We start from the raw sequence: 16115 nt of genomic DNA, 5'->3' as shown, positions 1-16115 counted from the left end.
TGATCGACATGACCGGCGCCGTGCACACCGTGGACCTGGCCCTCGGCGGTAACGAGGCAAGCGACCTGCTCCCCGTACGCGCACCGGCGGTGCTCGCCGCGTACGGCGCCCGGCAGGCGTTCTGGACGGTGCTGGACGAGGCACCGGTCGAGCGGAGCATCGGCCTGCTGGTCCAGGGCAACGGCGGCGGGTGGGGCGCGTACCCGCTCGCCGCGGACGCCGGGCTGGAACAGGGCCGGACCGAGGACGCCGAGGCGCTGGCCCGGTTCGGCGAGTGGATCTACGTGTTCGGCTCGCACTTCGGATCGAAGGCCGGTCCGCTGCGTCCCCGGCGGGCGTTCGTGGCCCGGTTCCGGGAGACGGACGCCGCCACCGGGCTGGCCCGCCTCCAGGTGGTACGCAACCAGTTCCGACTGCACCGCGCGGTCAACGACGTGCTGGCCGGCGCCGACATCACCGTCCTCCCGCCGGGCGACCGGGTCCGGCACCGGTTCATCGCCGAGACGGTGGCCCGGGGCAGTGCCAGGGCGAAGACCTGGGTGAGCCGACTGGCCCCGGACGACCATCCGCTGAACGTCGAGGGGGCGGCGTTCACCCCGGGCGGATCCCTGCTGCTCGGGCTCCGGTTCCCGGTCACCGACCGGGGTGAACCGATCCTGGTCGAGGTGACCGGAATGGCCGACATGTTCGAGTCGGCCGCCTGGCCACGGGTGGTCCGGGCGTACGCGTTGACCGGGGTGACCCCACCGGGTGCCCTGACCGGGTTCCGTGCCCTGTCGGCCGACGCCGACGGGTCCTACTCGGCGGTGATCGGATCGATCGACGCGCTCGGGAAGGGCTCGGTGCTGCTCGACGACCACCCGGCCGGGGGTGACGTGACGTCGCGGCACGTACGTTTCCGACTGCCGGCCGACGCCGACGTGCTGCCCCCGTCGACCGGTCCGGGGCGGCGGGAGGTGCCGGGAGAACTGGTGGCCGATCTCGCGCCGCTGCGCAATGTGGAGGGACTGGCCGAGGTGGCCGGTGGGCACCTCTACGTCACCGACGAGGACCAGCGGATCGGGCTCTGGTCCAGCGCTGGAACGGAGTGGGACGTCCGGGCGACACCTTCGCGGATCAACGGCCGCGAAACCTCGTGGTGACCTGCCCGGACGTCCGTACCTCCCCTTACCCCCGGCAAGACTTGCGTTGCGCTGGGCAATAGCGAGCATGCCGGGACAGCACCGGGGGCGTCGAGGTCTTTCAGTTCAGGCTGAAAGATGCAGGTGGATCGTGGCGGGTACGATCTGACAGGTGTCGGAATGCCCCCTGGCCGCCACCACCGGGAGCCGCCTGGATGCTGAAAATCTTCTTCTCCAGTGAGGACATCGCCCGGACCCGGGTGGCCTCGGCGGCCGACCCGGTCTGGGAACTGATCCTGAGCCTGCACCTGTTGCAGGGGCGCACCCACGACCCGGTGATGTCCGGCTGGCGGCGGGACGTGTACCGGGGCCTTCGTCGGGAGAACCAGGCCGGTCAACAGCGTCTGCTCTTCGCGCTCAACCCGCCACGCGGATACTTCCCCGACTTCCTCACCCCCTCCCAGGGATCCCGGGGGCTCGATGCGGGCCTGGACGCGATCCGGTCCACACCGGCCCGCCTGCTGCACCGCGACCTGTCCGTGCTCGCCACCGAGAACGCGCTGCCCAGCACGGCCGGCGCCCTGGCCCGGGGCGAGCCGGAGGTGCTGCGGCAGCTCACCGACTCGATGCGGCAGTACCAGTCGGTGGCGCTCGGACCGTACTGGGACCGGGTCGAGGCGGCGGTGGAGGCGGACCGGATCCGTCGGGCCAGGGCACTGCTCGACGGAGGCGCCGAAGGGCTGTTGGCGAGCCTGCGTCCGGCGGTCCGCTACTCGGCCGGGGTGCTGGAGGTGCTCGACTACCCGTACAGCCGGGAACTGCACCTCGGTGATCGTGGGCTGACGCTCATCCCGTCGTTCTTCTGCTCACGTACGCCGGTGGCCCTGTTCGACCCGGACCTGCCGCCGGTCCTGGTCTACCCGGTCGACCGGCTCGGCGGGCTCACCCCCGCCCCCGGGGAGGGCGCCGGTACGGCACCCGCCATCGGCCAGGGCGGCGGTCGGGAGGCCCTGGCCGCGCTGCTCGGCCGGACCCGCGCCAACGTCCTCGAGGTGGTGGACGAGGGTTGTTCCACCGGCGAGGTGGCTCGCCGGCTGCACATCTCGGCCGCGGCGGCGAGCCAGCACGCCACCGTCCTGCGCAACGCCGGGCTGCTGGTCAGCCAGCGCGACCGCAACACGGTCCGGCACACGCTCACCCCGCTCGGCCGAGCCATGCTGCACCAGTGAACCGAGCCATGCCGCGTCGGTGAACCCTGCTATGCCGCACTCGTGAACCGTCCGGCCCGCGACGGAGCCGTCCGGCTCGCTCGCCGGCGGTTGGCGGGTCAGAGGGTGAGGGCGGCGGACGCGGTGCTGTCGGCCGGTGCCGTGGTGACCGACGACGCGACGCCCTCGGCGGCCAGGGCGGCGCGCAGCCGGTGCAGGTCGGCGCCGAACCGGATGAGCGTGCCGGCGGTCGCGGTGACTTCGCCCGGTGCGGTGCAGAGCACCATCGAGATGGCAGCCACCGGCCGGTCGGGTACGCCGAGCGGGTCGCGTACCTCCTCGCGGGTGACCGGGGTGAAGACGGTGCCGGGCGCCACCGCGTCGGCCACGGTGGCGATCGCCCGCCGCACCGCGACCGGGTCGACCCCGGTGCCGTCCGAGCCGGCCCCGGTCGGGGCCGTCTCGGGCAGGGTGGCCGCCGCCCGGAGCCCGCTGGCCCGCGCCTCGGCGGTGCCGAGCGAGAACAGGTCGAGTTCGGCGTCGCGGACCAGGACCGAGGCGCCCGCTCCGTCGGCCGGCTCGGTCGTGTTGAGGTAACCGCGTACCACCGCCACCGGGACCTGGTCGCGCTTGCCCTTGACCAGCTCACCCGCGCCGGCCAGCTCGTCGACCACGGCCATCTGGGTGATGCTCAACTCGTTGCCGTACGGGTCGACCTCGCCCCGGTGGTCCCGGATCGCGCTCAGGCCGGCGACGCCGAGCGCCACGTCGGTGAGACCGTTGCGCCACGGCCGACCCATGGTGTCCGAGATGATCACGGCAACGTCGGCGCCGTGCCGCGCGCGCAGTGCGGCCCGCAGCCCCCGGGCGGAGGCGTCCGGGTCCTTCGGCAGCAGCACCAGCCGGGACGGGTCCACATTGGACGCGTCGATGCCGGCCGAGGCCATCACGAAACCGTGGTGGGTCTGCACGATCCGGACCGGCCCGCGCCGGGCGACCGGCCGGGCGGTCTCCGCGACCAGGATCTCCTCCCGCGCCGCGTCCCGCTCCGGCCCCTCGGCCGCCGGTACGTCGACCAGCCGCCCCTCCGCCTTCGAGACGATCTTGCTGGTGACGATCAGTACGTCCCCGTCGCGCAGCCACGGCGCGGCCGTCGTGATCATCGCCGCGAGGTCGTCGCCCTCGGCCACGTCACCGATGCCGAGCACCGGCAGGATCTCCAGTTTCACGCCAACTCCACGATCGTGCCGTATTCGCTTCTCCCGCCGGATGCGCTGATCACGCCAGCTCCAGCGCGGCCCGGACCATCGCCACGGTCGCGGTCTCGTCGGTCATCCAGAGCGGGGCGGCCCGGACGGTCAGGTCCGGCACCGACGTCTGCGCGTCCGTGGTGTCCACCAACCAGCCGTCGAGGATCCCACCGGTCGCGCGGGCGCCGTACAGGGCACCCACCCCGGCGGCGGAGACCGGCACGCCGAGCACCGACAGGCACCGGTCGGCCATGCCGCGTACCGGGGCGTCGCCGATGATCGGTGACACCCCGACCACCGGGGCCCGGTTGGCGGTCAGCGCCTCGCGCAGCCCCGGCACCGCCAGGATCGGGGCGATGCTCACCACCGGGTTGCTCGGCGCCACCAGCACCACGTCCGCCCCGGCGAGCGCGTCGAGCACCCCGGCCGCCGGTTTCGCCGCCTCGGCACCGACGAACACGAACCGGTGGGTCGGGATGGCGCCGCGGTGGCGTACCCACCACTCCTGGAAGTGGATCGCCCGCTGTCCGCCGCCGTCACCCGCGTCGTCGGCCGGGGCGTCGACCACCACATGCGTCTCCAGGCGGTCGTCGGTCGCCGGCAGCAGCCGTACGCCGGGCTGCCAGCGGGCGCAGAGCGCTTCCGTCACCGCCGAGAGCGGGTAGCCGGCGTTGAGCATGTTCGTCCGTACGAGGTGGGTGGCGATGTCCTTGTCGCCCAGCCCGAACCAGCTCGGCTCCGCGCCGTACCCGGCGAGTTCTTCCTTGATCGTCCAGGTTTCACCGACCCGTCCCCAGCCGCGCTCCGGGTCGGCGCCGCCACCCAGGGTGTACATGACGCTGTCCAGGTCGGGGCAGATCCGCAGCCCGTGCATGATCACGTCGTCGCCGACGTTGACCACGGCGGTCACCTCGTCGCCCGTCGTAGCCGCGTACGCCCGTACGCCGGCCAGGAAGCGGGCTCCGCCGATGCCGCCGGTGAGTACCACGATGTGCATACGACCATCCTCCCGCACCCCGCGTGCCGAGCCGTTATGCGGGTTGGCGACTAGGCTCACCTGCGGCACCCGTCCGCAAACCGCCCCAGGGGGAGCTTTGACCAGTCAGCCTGGACCCGCGCCGACCGACTCGGCGCAGGTCCGACAGATAACACAACCACTGCGGGAGCCGGCGGCGCTGGTGCTGGTGGGTGCCAACGCACTGCTGCTCTTCGTCGCCGTGATCAACATGCTGATCCCGCGCGGCGAGGGTGACGAGTTCACCGACCGGGCGGGGAGCAGCTTCGGCGACTTCGTCGGGGTCACCACGATCCTGCTGCCGCTGCTCGCCGTCCTGCTCGCCACGCACCTCCAGCCGGTCGTCGCCCAGGCCAAGCTGATCACGCAGGTCGCCCTGGTCGAGTACGCCGTCTCCGCGCTCTTCGGGGCCCTCGCCGTACTCGCCTGGCTGGTCGGTGTGCTGGCCGACGGGGAGTTCCGGCAGGCGTTCACCGGGCTGCTGACCCAGATCGCCTACCTGGCCATCTTCGCGGTCGCGGCCTTCCTGGTCTTCAAGGTCTGGCGGACCTTCTACTACGTCCCCAAGCCGAAGCCCCAGCCGGGCTACTACGGCCAGCCGGGTTACCCCCAGCAGGGCTACCCGCAGGGATACCCCCAACAGGGTTACCCGCAGCAGCCGGGACAGCCGGGGCAGCCGGGCTACCCGCAGGGTTACCCCCAGCAGCCGCAGCCGGGTTACCCGCAGGGCTATCCGCAGCAGGCGTACCCGCAGCCGGGTTACGGCCAGCCGACCGGGGGCTTCGGCGTACCCGCGCCGGCTTCCGCGCCGCCGGTCTCGGCGCCGCCGTCGGCTCCGACCTCCGGTGCCCAGGCACCGGTCGTACCGGCCCAGGCGCCGGGTCCGGTCGCGTCGCCGTTCGCCGCACCGACCTCCACGCCGCCGGCCTCGGGTGAGCCCACCCAGGTGATCCAGCGGTCTCCGGAGGGCGACGAGAACAGCGAGCGGACCCAGTTGATCAACCCGGCGAGCCAGCAGCCGAGCGCGGGCGGCCAGCCGCCGGCCCCCCGGATCGACGGCGACGAGCCGACCGAGCCGTACCAGCGCTGACCGTCGACCGGAGCGGGCGCCCGACGGTGGGCGTCCGCTCCGGCCGATGCGCCCGACACACGATGTGAACGGCACGCGATGCGCCCGACGCACGATGTGAGCGGCACACGATGTGACCGGGACGCTGATGTGACCGGCACCATGCGATCACGTCGGAGGTAGCGCCTAGGCTGCACTGGTGGCTGATCGCATCGACTCCGGTCCGACCGTGGCTCCGACCGAGGCGAGCCTGCGTCGGGCGTTGAAGCGCGCCGCCGACGGCCGGGCGGTGGACACCGACGAGGCCGTCGCGCTGCTGAGCGCACGCGGTGAACCGCTGGACGACCTGCTCGCGATCGCCGGTGCGATCCGGGACGCGGGCCTGCGCGACGCCGGCCGTCCCGGCGTGGTCACGTACTCCAAAAAGGTTTTCATCCCGCTGACCCGGCTCTGCCGGGACCGCTGCCACTACTGCACCTTCGCCACCGTGCCGCACCGGCTGCCCGCCGCCTACCTGGACCGCGACGAGGTGCTGGCGATCGCCCGCGAGGGCGCCGCCCAGGGCTGCAAGGAAGCGCTGTTCACCCTCGGTGACCGCCCGGAGGAACGCTGGCCGGCGGCCCGGCAGTGGCTCGACGAGCGTGGTTACGACTCCACACTGGACTACGTACGCGCCTGCGCGGTGGCGGTGCTGGAGGAGACCGGACTGCTGCCGCACCTCAACCCCGGTGTGCTCTCCTGGGCCGAGTTGCAGCGGCTCAAGCCGGTGGCGCCGAGCATGGGGATGATGCTGGAGACGACCGCCACCCGGCTCTGGTCCGAGCCCGGCGGTCCGCACTACGGCTCCCCGGACAAGGAACCCGCCGTACGGCTGCGGGTGCTCGACGACGCCGGACGGGTCGGGGTCCCGTTCACCACCGGTCTGCTGATCGGCATCGGGGAGACCCCGGCCGAGCGGGTGGACGCGCTGTTCGCGATCCGCCGCACCCACCGGGAGTACGGCCACATCCAGGAAGTCATCGTGCAGAACTTCCGCGCCAAGCCGGACACGGCGATGCGCGGCATGCCCGACGCCGAGCTGCACGACCTGGCCGCGACCGTGGCGGTGGCGCGGGTGCTGCTCGGCCCCGGCGCCCGGATCCAGGCGCCGCCGAACCTGATCGCCGGTGAGTTCGACCTGCTGCTGCGGGCCGGGATCGACGACTGGGGCGGCGTGTCACCGGTGACCCCGGACCACGTCAACCCGGAGCGCCCCTGGCCGCAGATCGAGGAGCTGGCCAGCCGTACCGCCGCCGCCGGGTTCACCCTGCGGGAACGGCTCACCATCTACCCGGAGTACGTCCGTCGCGGCGACCCGTGGCTCGACCCGAGGATCGGGCCGCACGTGGGTGCGCTCTCCGACCCGGCGACCGGGCTCGCGGTCGAGTCGGCGCTGCCGGTCGGTCGGCCGTGGCAGGAGCCGGAGGACGCGTACGTGCCCGGCGGGCGGACCGACCTGCACACGACCATCGACACCACCGGGCGGACCGACGACCGGCGCGGCGACTTCGACAGCGTCTACGGCGACTGGGCGCAGCTCGCGGCCCACGTCGACGAGGGTGCGGCGGCGTTGCGGGCCGGTGGCGGTGCGGCCGAGCGGCTCCCCGCCGACCTGCTGGCCGGGCTGCGGCTGGCATCGGAGAATCCGGCGGCCCTGCTGGAGCCACGGCACGAGGCGGCCACGATGGCGCTCTTCGCCGCCGACGGCACCGCCCTGGACGAGCTGTGCCGGGTGGCCGACGACGTACGGCGCTCGGCTGTCGGTGACGACATCACGTACGTGGTCAACCGCAACATCAACTTCAGCAACGTCTGTTACGTCGGCTGCCGCTTCTGCGCCTTCGCCCAGCGGGAACGGGACGCCGATGCGTTCCGGCTCTCCGTCGAGCAGGTCGCCGACCGGGCCGAGGAAGCCTGGCAGGCCGGTGCCACCGAGGTCTGCATGCAGGGCGGGATCGACCCGAAGCTCCCGGTCACCGTGTACGCCGACATCGTCCGGGCGGTGAAGGCACGGGTGCCGGGGATGCACGTGCACGCGTACTCGCCGATGGAGATCGTCACCGCGGCGGCCAAGGCGGGCGTCTCCGTACGGGACTGGCTGACCCAGTTGCGCGACGCCGGGCTCGACACCATTCCGGGCACCGCCGCCGAGATCCTCGACGACGACGTGCGCTGGGTCCTGACCAAGGGCAAACTGCCCGCCGCGACCTGGGTCGAGGTGGTCAGCACCGCGCACGAGCTCGGCATCCGCTCCAGCTCAACGATGATGTACGGCCACGTCGACCACCCCGGGCAGTGGCTCGGGCACTTCCGGGTGCTGGCCGGGGTGCAGGACCGTACCGGTGGCTTCACCGAGTTCGTGGCGCTCCCGTTCGTGCACACCAACGCCCCGATCTACCTGGCCGGCATCGCCCGCCCCGGCCCCACCTGGCGGGAGAACCGGGTCGTCCACGCCATGGCCCGGCTGCTGCTGCACGGGCGGATCGACAACATCCAGTGCTCCTGGGTGAAGCTCGGCGACGAGGGCACGGTGGAGATGCTCCGGGGTGGGTGCAACGACCTCGGCGGCACCCTGATGGAGGAGACCATCTCCCGGATGGCCGGCTCCGACAACGGCTCGGCCCGTACGGTGGCGCAGTTGGAGGCCATCGCGGCGGCGGCCGGACGGCCCGCGCGGCGGCGCACCACGGCCTACGGGCACACCGGCTGACTCCCGACCGGGTGACCCGTCGTCCCGTCCCGACCACCGGGCGGAGTCGACCGGATCCAGGGTTGGATATCCGACAGTTCACGGGCGACACGCCGATCGATTGGTTGGCGTGTCCCGTCGCGCCACGCCGGATTTCGGCGGCAACTCGCCGATGAGGCGTTACTCCTGCCGGGTCTCAATCGGTAGGGCAGGCGGCGACACCGGATGGGTCAGCAGGTCGTTCGAGGCGTACCGGAAGGGTGACCCCATTTATCAGGTTCGGCTTGACGACGCACGCATTACACCCGTGTAATTTCAGTGGGGTCGTTCGAACGGAGCGCATCAAACTGCCACCGTACGGACAAAAACACGCCTTCCGCGTGGGGGGTTGCGCCGGCCACGTTGCCGGCGCGCGATAAGGAGGCATCTGATGGACGGCCGACTCGAGGTGGCCGACCTGCTCGGGAATGCGCCGGAGTGGCAGGAGCGGGCGCTCTGCTCGCAGACTGACCCGGAGGCGTTCTTTCCCGAGAAGGGCGGCTCGACCCGTGAGGCAAAGCGGATCTGCTCGCGCTGCGACGTGAAGGCCGAATGCCTGGAATACGCGCTCGGGCACGACGAACGGTTCGGTATCTGGGGTGGGCTCTCCGAGCGGGAGCGCCGCAAGCTCAAGCGTCGGGTGGCCTGACGTACGCCGGCCGGGCGGTGGGGGCCGCCCGGCTCAGGCGAGTTCGTCCGGATCGACGCCGAGCAGGTTCGCGACCTGTTCGATGATCACGTCATGGACGAGGTCGGCCAGGTCTTCCCGGTCCATGGCCCGGAACTCCAGCGGTCGGCGGTACAGCACGATCCGGGGCGGCACCTCCTGCCGGCCCGGTCGGCCCGGCAGCAGCCGGGCCAGCGGCACCTCGCCGTCCTCCAGGACGTCGGAGTCGTAGACGTTCAAATCCGGGGGTACGTCCTCGACGGCGAACTCGACACCCGCCAGCTCCTTGGCGAACCGCCGTTCCAGGGTTTCCACGGTGTCCAACACAAGATCATCGAAGATTTCGGCCTTGGTACGCGCCAGCGGCACCGTCGCCGGCACCAGCCGACCGCGCAGGCCTCGGCCGTGGCGGTCCCGGCGGGTACGCCGCCCGGGCCCCGGCCGGCGGTGGTCCGGACTGGTCATGTGCACAGGGTAGACCCAGGTTGGGCAGATCCCGGATCGCGGACCACCCCGTGTCGGGACCGGGATCTCCGGCGCGTCCGGCCGTTGCCCGAATTGTGGCCAGGACGGTCGGCGTGTCGTACCGGCAAGCGGTGTGTTGGAGGCGGTAAGAGAGATACCGTGCCGCCGTGAGGTCACCACGGCGTTGTTCGCGCAACGGCTGCCCCCGACAGGCCGTCGCCACGCTGACCTATGTCTACAACGAGTCGACCGCCGTGGTGGGTCCGCTGGCCGCCTTTGCCGAGCCGCACACGTACGACCTCTGTGAGCAGCACGCCCGCAGCCTGACCGCCCCGCGCGGCTGGGAGGTGGTCCGGCACGAGGGCGAGTTCGAGCCCCCGCCCCCGACCACCGACGACCTGGTCGCGCTCGCCGAGGCGGTACGCGAGGCGGCCCGCCCGGTGCAGCGCCAGGACGACATCGACATCGACCTGCCGCCCGGTCAGCAGACCGGCCGGCGCGGTCACCTCCGGGTCATCCCACCCACTCACTGACCCGCCCCGTTCCCCGCGCCCGCCCGTTCCCCGCGCCCGCCCCGTTCCCGGCCTGCGCCGTTTCCTGCGCCTGCCCCCGTTCCTGGCCTGCGCCTACCTGTCGACCGCGTCGGCGGCGTTGGTGAGTCGAAGGCCTGCGTTGACGCCGAGCCAGCGCAGCGGCTCGGGTTCCCAGCGGCGGGACCGGTGTCCCACCCACGGCAGCGAGGTCAGGTCGCTGCTCACCCCGAGGATCAGGTCGGCGAGCGTACGCCCGGCGAGGTTGGTGGTCGCCACCCCGTCGCCGACGTAACCGCCCGCCCAGCCGAGCCCGGTCGAGCGGTCCAGCCCGACGGAGGTGGACCAGTCCCGGGGCACCCCGAGCGGGCCACCCCAGCGGTGACTGATCGCCACCTCCGCCCCGAGTACGGGGAAGAGGGTGGCCAGGCACTCACGGAGGGCGTCGAAGATCCTCGGCTCGTGGTCGTACTCGGGGCGGATCCGGGAGCGGAAGTGGTACGGCGCCCCCCGGCCGCCGAAGGCGAGCCGATCGTCGGCGGTCCGTTGCCCATAAATGATCATGCGGCGGAAGTCGGAGAACGTCTCCCGCTCGGCCAGCCCGATCCGCTCCCACACCGGCGCCGGCAGCGGCTCGGTGGCCACCATCAGCGAGTAGAGCGGGGCCAGCGTGCGCCGGTGACCGGGCAGGCCGGCGGTGTATCCCTCGGTGGCCCGGATCACGATCGGGGCCCGGACCGTTCCGGCGGGGGTTCGCACCCGGCCCGGCCCGATCGCGGTGACCGGGGTCCGCTCGTGGACCCGTACACCGTGTCGCCGGACCACCCGGACCAGGCCACGGGCCAGCTTGGCCGGGTGGATCGCGGCGCAGTGCGGGGTGAAGGTGCCGCCGAGCACGCCCTCGGCGTTGCACCGGCGGGTCGCCTCGGCCGGTCCGAGCAGGGCGAGGTGGGACTCGTCGAAGCCGTACTCACGGGCCTCGTCGACCTCGGCGCGGGCCCGGGCGAGTTGGGCCGCGCCCCGGGCCAGGGTGACCGTCCCGCCCCGGTGCCAGTCGCAGTCGATGCCCTCGGCGGCGGTCACCCGACCGACCTCGTCCACCGTCGTCTGCATGGCCCGCTGCATGGCGATCGCCGCGTCCCGCCCGTGCCGGCGGGCGAGCTTGGGCATGGCGGTGGCGAACAGCGCCGAGCACCAGCCGCCGTTTCGCCCGGAGGCGCCGTAGCCGGCAATCTCCTTTTCCAGTACGGCGATCCGCAGCGACGGGTCGGCGATCGCGAGGTAGTACGCCGTCCAGAGCCCGGTGTAACCGGCACCGACGATGGCGACGTCGACGTCCCGGTCACCGGGCAGCGGATCCTGCGGCGTCAGGTCGTCTTCTACTGTGGACATCCAGTAGGAGATGTCCCGGTAGCTCACACCAACCGCCACGCCTCGGTCAGCACGGTGCGCAGGATCTGCTCGATCTCGTCGAACTGTCGCTGGTCGGCGATGAGCGGCGGGGCGAGCTGCACCACCGGGTCGCCGCGGTCGTCGGCTCGGCAGTAGAGCCCCGCCTCGAACAGGGCGGTGGACAGGAAACCGCGCAGCAGCCGCTCGGACTCGGCCTCGTCGAAGGTTTCCCTGGTCGTCTTGTCCTTGACCAGCTCGATGCCGTAGAAGTAGCCGTCGCCCCGGATGTCGCCGACGATCGGCAGGTCGTGCAGACGTTCCAGAGTGGTCCGAAAGCTGCCTTCGTTGGCCCGTACGTGGCCGATCAGGTCCTCGCGGGCGAACACGTCGAGGTTGGCCAGGGCGACCGCACAGGAGACCGGGTGCCCGCCGAAGGTGATGCCGTGGGCGAACATCTCGGTGTTGGCGAGGAACGGCTCGATCAGCCGATCGCTGGCGATCATCGCGCCGAGCGGGGCGTACCCGGAGGTGATGCCCTTCGCTGTGGTGATGATGTCGGGCTGGTAGCCGTACCGCTGGGCGCCGAAGTACTCACCGAGCCGGCCCCAGGAGCAGATCACCTCGTCGGAGACGAGCAGTACGTCGTACTGGTCGCAGATCTCGCGTACCCGGTCGAAGTAACCCGGCGGCGGCGGGAAGCAGCCGCCGGAGTTCTGTACCGGTTCCAGGAACACGGCGGCGACGGTGTCGGGCCCCTCCCGTTCGATCGCCCGCCCGATCTCGTCGGCGGCCCACCGGCCGAACGCCTCCGGGTCGTCGCCGTGCTCCGGCGCCCGGTAGAAGTTGGTGTTCGGCACCTTGATCGCACCCGGCACCAGCGGCTCGAAGTCCGTCTTGATGCCCGGCAGCCCAGTGATCGACAGCGCACCCATCGACGTCCCGTGGTACGCGATGTACCGGCTGATCACCTTGTACTTGGTCGGCTTGCCGGTCCGCTTGAAGTACGCGCGGGCCAGCTTCCACGCCGACTCCACCGCCTCCGAGCCCCCGGTGGTGAAGAAGACCCGGTTCAGGTCGCCCGGAGTCAGCGAGGCGATCCGCTCGGCCAGCTCGATCGCGGTCGGGTGCGCGTACGACCAGAGCGGGAAGTACGCCAGCTCGGCGGCCTGCTTGGCTGCCGCCTCGGCCAGCTCGGTACGGCCGTGCCCGGCGTTGACCACGAAGAGCCCGGCCAACCCGTCGAGGTAGCGGCGCCCCTGGCTGTCCCAGACGTACGCACCCTCGCCCCGGACGATGGTCGGCACCTCCGCGTCGCGGTACCCGGACATCCGGGTGAAGTGCATCCAGAGGTGGTCGGTGGCGTTGGCCATGGCTGCCTGCCCCTGTTCCGTGATCGGGCCGGATCCCGGCCGCTGTGACCACGGTTATCGCACAGGCGTGGGCCGTGACGCAAGGGTTAACGCCACTCATTCGCGATCACGGCAACGGTTTCTGTGCATTGCGCTGCTGCCCGCAACGAAATCCGTAGGTGCTGCTAGAGGGTGGGTGCCCGCGCGATGCTCAACGTCGGCCGGGTGCTGCCGCCGGAGACGGTGGAGCAGATCGTGACGTTATGCGGGGGCAGCTCGAACACCTGGTGAAGGTCGCCGAGCTTCCGTCTGTCCAGTTCCGGGTCATCCCCGCCGCCGCGCCGTGGCGCACCGGCCTGGCCGGTCCGTTCGTCCTCGCCCAGCTCAGGGACGGCAAAGCGTTGGGACAGCCTGACCGGTGAGGCGCTGTCCCGTCGGCAGACGATCGAGCTGATCAGGGATGTGGCGCGGACATGGACATGACCGACGCCCGCGGGCGCACCTCCACCCGCAGCAGCAACAACGGCGGGGACTGCGTCGAAGTGGCGGACAACCTGCCCGGACGGGTCCTGGTCCGGACACCAGGAACCGCGACGGCGGCACCCTCAGTTTCGCCCCCCGCCGCAGGGCGAGCCTTCGTGGCCCTGGCGAAGCACTGACCCTTTTCTTCACCACCCGCCCCCGCCGCGGACACTTCGGCGCGGGGCGTTGCCGCGCGTGCCGTGCCGCGCCGTGGCGTTGCCGTACCGGGGGTGTCGCCCTGCGGGGTACTGCCGTGACGACCCGTCACGATGCGGGGACGACCTCCTCGCCGGACCACATAACGCGGAAATTTCTTACATCAAAAACGATGTACGTACACAATGCCGCTCAGTTAGGGCGGTGGGTGGTCGGGTGACGCCGGATGGTCACGGCGGCGTGGCGGAACATGGAACAACGGAACTACCGGTATGACTGTCGATCGACCAAGAAAGACCGTCTGTCCCGGGAGTTCCGTTGTCGGTTCAGTTTGCCATGCCCGCGATGAGTGGCCCAGCCCGCGATCACATCGATCTCGGGGTGTTGACCAGTACCGTCCCACCCGACCTGGTCGACGAGGTCATCGAGACCACCGGCTGCCGGGAACAACGACGCCGGGTCCTACCCGCCCGGGTGGTGATCTACTTCGTACTCGCGTTAACACTGTTCAGCGCCGCCGACGGCTACCGCCCACCGGGATACCGGGCCGTCCTACGGATCCTGGTCCTACGGTGGCGGGGCCTGTGTCAGGGATGCGTGATCGCGTCGAGCTCAGCGTTGACCCAGGCCCGGCAGCGACTCGGCGTCAAGCCCTTCCACCTGCTCTTCGACCGGGTCCGTGACTCCACCAACACCCCCACAACCGGCTCGACCTACGCCTTCGGTCGACGTCTCGTCGCATGGGACGCCACCACCCTCCCCGCCCCGGACACCCCCGCCAACGCCACCGAATTCGGCTACCACGGCCAAGCCCGCAAACCCACCAAAAAACAAGTGGACAGCTACCTACGCCGGCTCGGCAGCACCCCACTGATCCGACTCATGACACTCATCGACTGCGGCACCCACAGCATCATCGACGCCGCCTTCGACGGAGTCGTCACCTCCAGCGAACCCGCCCTCGCCCGGCGGCTCCTCGCCTCACTCACCCCCGGCATGCTCCTCCTCGCCGACCGGAACTTCACCAGTCACGACCTGTGGTCACACGCCACCGCCACCGGCGCCGACCTCATCTGGCGAGCGAAGAAGAACCTCCAACTCGTCCCCACCACCCACCTACCCGACGGCTCATTCCTCGCCACACTCCCCACCAGACGCGAGACCGCCCGCCTCAACGGCGCCCGCGCCCGCGGCCGCGCACCCCAACCACCACGCCACGGCCACCAAATCCGCGTCGTGGAATTCACCATCACCACCACCACCGGCCAAGACACCCGAACCGACGAATACCGGCTACTCACCACCCTGCTCGACCACCACCACGCCCCCGCGCAACAACTCGCCACCCTCTACCAACAACGCTGGGAATCAGAAACCCACTACAGCTTCCTCAAACCCCGCCTCATCGGCACCAACACCACCCTCCGCTCACACACACCCACCGGCATCACCCAAGAGATCTACGCACTCCTCATCACCTACCAAGCCCTCTGCCACCTCCGCACCGAAGCCGCCACCACCGCCAACCACGACCCCGACCACATCTCCTTCACCCTCACCCTCCGCACCGCCCGCACCGCCCTCCACCAACCCCCCACCCACCACACCCGCAACCACACCATCACCGACATCCTCAACGAACCACCACTCACCAGACGCCACCGCACCTACCCCCGCCAACGACGACCAACCGCCACCCCCTACCCCACAAAACCCCGCCACCAACCCCGACCACCCACCCACACCCACCACCACATCACCATCACACCCAGCCAAACCACCACCAAAATCACCAACCAACGCCTTAACTAAGCGGCATTGTGTACGCACACCATCTCTGATGTACGAACTGAACGCGCTACCACTGCCAGCGCGCACCCCACCGCCCCACCCCGCCCACCCCACCCACCCCGCCCCACCCCGCCCCACCCCACCCCACCCCACCCCGCGAAGTTGACCATGAAGTTAGCGACCTGAAATCAGCCTCATCCGGTCGCTAACTTCATGATCAACGGGGTGAACGGGGGTGGGGTTGGGAGAGCGGGGTTAGGGGGTGCCCCAGGAGTAGGTTTGTTTGCGGAGTTTTAGGTAGACGAAGGCTTCTGTGGAGACGACGCCGGGGACGGCGCGTAGGCGTTGCAGGATCTCCAGGAGGTGGTCGTCGTTGCGGCAGACGACCTCGGTGAGCAGGTCGAACGAGCCGGCGGTGATGACCACGTAGTCGACCTCGTCCAGTTCGGCGAGGCGGTCCGCCACCTGTTCCAGGTCGCCGTCGGTCTTCAGGCCGATCATCGCCTGGCGGGGGAAGCCGAGCTGGAGCGGATCGGTCACCGCGACGATCTGCATCACCCCGGCGTCGAGCAGCCGCTGCACCCGCTGGCGTACGGCCGCCTCGGAGAGGCCGACCGCCCGACCGATCGTCGCGTACGCCCGGCGCCCGTCCTCCTGCAACTGTTCGATGATCTGTTTCGCGACATCGTCGAGCAGGGCGTGATTCGCGCCCTCGCGTACGGTGACTCGTCGTGCGCGGCGATCGTCGGTGGGCCCGTTGGCCATCTTTCCCCCAGTCGCTGACCAGGCATTGGATGCCTGTTGTGTTACCGC

The 16115-nt window shown here is 70.9% G+C and carries 14 protein-coding genes and 1 pseudogene; 9 read left to right on the top strand and 6 right to left on the bottom strand.

From position 1 onward, the window contains the following. Positions 1-8: 8 nt before the first annotated feature. A pseudogene (locus OIE47_RS08105) lies at positions 9-1070 on the top strand (hypothetical protein); the annotation flags it as partial. Between the two features lie 266 nt (positions 1071-1336). Beyond that, entirely contained in the window at positions 1337-2350 is a 1014-nt protein-coding gene (locus OIE47_RS08100; protein ID WP_326560886.1) for an ArsR/SmtB family transcription factor, read from the top strand. A gap of 98 nt (positions 2351-2448) precedes the next feature. On the opposite strand, the gene OIE47_RS08095 is transcribed toward OIE47_RS08100, so the two are convergent. Together OIE47_RS08095 and cofD are read right to left on the bottom strand one after the other, a co-directional pair. Next, positions 2449-3558 carry a coenzyme F420-0:L-glutamate ligase gene (locus OIE47_RS08095; protein ID WP_326560885.1) on the bottom strand — a complete coding sequence of 370 codons (1110 nt, stop codon included), beginning with the start codon at positions 3556-3558 and terminating at the stop codon, positions 2449-2451. Between the two features lie 49 nt (positions 3559-3607). After that, the gene (gene cofD, locus OIE47_RS08090) at positions 3608-4576 is read right to left on the bottom strand and encodes a 2-phospho-L-lactate transferase (RefSeq protein ID WP_326560884.1); all 969 of its coding nucleotides are present in this window, start codon (positions 4574-4576) and stop codon (positions 3608-3610) included. 97 nt (positions 4577-4673) lie between these two features. Between cofD and OIE47_RS08085 the strand changes: the two genes are divergently transcribed. The 3 genes from OIE47_RS08085 to OIE47_RS08075 all read left to right on the top strand — a co-directional run bounded on the left by OIE47_RS08085 (position 4674) and on the right by OIE47_RS08075 (position 9079). Further along, positions 4674-5684 carry a hypothetical protein gene (locus OIE47_RS08085; RefSeq protein ID WP_326560883.1) on the top strand — a complete coding sequence of 337 codons (1011 nt, stop codon included), beginning with the start codon at positions 4674-4676 and terminating at the stop codon, positions 5682-5684. A 178-nt stretch (positions 5685-5862) separates the two neighbouring features. Beyond that, positions 5863-8412: a bifunctional FO biosynthesis protein CofGH gene (locus OIE47_RS08080; RefSeq protein WP_442792061.1), complete on the top strand. Its 2550-nt coding sequence runs from the start codon at positions 5863-5865 to the stop codon at positions 8410-8412. A 409-nt stretch (positions 8413-8821) separates the two neighbouring features. After that, on the top strand, positions 8822-9079 hold the full coding sequence (locus OIE47_RS08075) for a WhiB family transcriptional regulator (RefSeq protein ID WP_091555113.1): 258 nt from the start codon (positions 8822-8824) through the stop codon (positions 9077-9079). A gap of 33 nt (positions 9080-9112) precedes the next feature. Here the strand turns inward: OIE47_RS08075 and OIE47_RS08070 are convergent, their stop codons facing one another. Next, positions 9113-9562 carry a metallopeptidase family protein gene (locus OIE47_RS08070; protein WP_326560882.1) on the bottom strand — a complete coding sequence of 150 codons (450 nt, stop codon included), beginning with the start codon at positions 9560-9562 and terminating at the stop codon, positions 9113-9115. A gap of 167 nt (positions 9563-9729) precedes the next feature. Here OIE47_RS08070 and OIE47_RS08065 point away from each other — a divergent pair, with 167 nt between their 5' ends. Further along, positions 9730-10095, top strand: a complete 366-nt coding sequence (locus OIE47_RS08065; RefSeq protein ID WP_326560881.1) for a DUF3499 domain-containing protein — start codon at positions 9730-9732, stop codon at positions 10093-10095. Positions 10096-10188: 93 nt separating this feature from the next. Here OIE47_RS08065 and OIE47_RS08060 read toward each other — a convergent pair whose 3' ends face one another. Then, a complete protein-coding gene (locus OIE47_RS08060; RefSeq protein ID WP_326560880.1) occupies positions 10189-11484 on the bottom strand; it encodes an NAD(P)/FAD-dependent oxidoreductase in 1296 nt (431 codons plus the stop codon). A gap of 23 nt (positions 11485-11507) precedes the next feature. After that, positions 11508-12854, bottom strand: coding sequence for an aspartate aminotransferase family protein (locus OIE47_RS08055; RefSeq protein ID WP_326560879.1), 1347 nt, complete (start codon positions 12852-12854; stop codon positions 11508-11510). A gap of 242 nt (positions 12855-13096) precedes the next feature. Between OIE47_RS08055 and OIE47_RS08050 the strand changes: the two genes are divergently transcribed. The 3 genes from OIE47_RS08050 to OIE47_RS08040 all read left to right on the top strand — a co-directional run bounded on the left by OIE47_RS08050 (position 13097) and on the right by OIE47_RS08040 (position 15323). Next, positions 13097-13255 (top strand): Scr1 family TA system antitoxin-like transcriptional regulator, encoded by a 159-nt coding sequence (locus tag OIE47_RS08050; protein WP_326560878.1) that lies wholly within the window; start codon positions 13097-13099, stop codon positions 13253-13255. A gap of 51 nt (positions 13256-13306) precedes the next feature. Beyond that, positions 13307-13492 carry a DUF397 domain-containing protein gene (locus tag OIE47_RS08045; protein ID WP_326560877.1) on the top strand — a complete coding sequence of 62 codons (186 nt, stop codon included), beginning with the start codon at positions 13307-13309 and terminating at the stop codon, positions 13490-13492. A 364-nt stretch (positions 13493-13856) separates the two neighbouring features. Next, complete coding sequence (locus tag OIE47_RS08040; RefSeq protein WP_326556267.1) at positions 13857-15323, top strand: IS4 family transposase; 1467 nt, start codon at positions 13857-13859, stop codon at positions 15321-15323. Positions 15324-15557: 234 nt separating this feature from the next. Here OIE47_RS08040 and OIE47_RS08035 read toward each other — a convergent pair whose 3' ends face one another. After that, on the bottom strand, positions 15558-16067 hold the full coding sequence (locus OIE47_RS08035) for an Lrp/AsnC family transcriptional regulator (RefSeq protein WP_326560876.1): 510 nt from the start codon (positions 16065-16067) through the stop codon (positions 15558-15560). Positions 16068-16115: the final 48 nt, after the last annotated feature.

Origin of the sequence: Micromonospora sp. NBC_01796, assembly GCF_035917455.1 — a bacterium.
Taxonomy (GTDB): domain Bacteria; phylum Actinomycetota; class Actinomycetes; order Mycobacteriales; family Micromonosporaceae; genus Micromonospora_G.
This window is presented reverse-complemented; position numbering and strand designations above follow the sequence as displayed.

Bases quoted from the DNA above. Each gene is read 5' to 3' on its own strand.
- OIE47_RS08060 (WP_326560880.1), bottom strand. From the start codon at position 11,484: ATGTCCACAGTAGAAGACGACCTGACGCCGCAGGATCCGCTGCCCGGT.
- OIE47_RS08100 (WP_326560886.1), top strand. From the start codon at position 1,337: ATGCTGAAAATCTTCTTCTCCAGTGAGGACATCGCCCGGACCCGGGTG.
- OIE47_RS08075 (WP_091555113.1), top strand. From the start codon at position 8,822: ATGGACGGCCGACTCGAGGTGGCCGACCTGCTCGGGAATGCGCCGGAG.
- cofD (WP_326560884.1), bottom strand. From the start codon at position 4,576: ATGCACATCGTGGTACTCACCGGCGGCATCGGCGGAGCCCGCTTCCTG.
- OIE47_RS08070 (WP_326560882.1), bottom strand. From the start codon at position 9,562: ATGACCAGTCCGGACCACCGCCGGCCGGGGCCCGGGCGGCGTACCCGC.
- OIE47_RS08045 (WP_326560877.1), top strand. From the start codon at position 13,307: ATGGACATGACCGACGCCCGCGGGCGCACCTCCACCCGCAGCAGCAAC.
- OIE47_RS08055 (WP_326560879.1), bottom strand. From the start codon at position 12,854: ATGGCCAACGCCACCGACCACCTCTGGATGCACTTCACCCGGATGTCC.
- OIE47_RS08040 (WP_326556267.1), top strand. From the start codon at position 13,857: ATGAGTGGCCCAGCCCGCGATCACATCGATCTCGGGGTGTTGACCAGT.
- OIE47_RS08035 (WP_326560876.1), bottom strand. From the start codon at position 16,067: ATGGCCAACGGGCCCACCGACGATCGCCGCGCACGACGAGTCACCGTA.
- OIE47_RS08050 (WP_326560878.1), top strand. From the start codon at position 13,097: ATGCGGGGGCAGCTCGAACACCTGGTGAAGGTCGCCGAGCTTCCGTCT.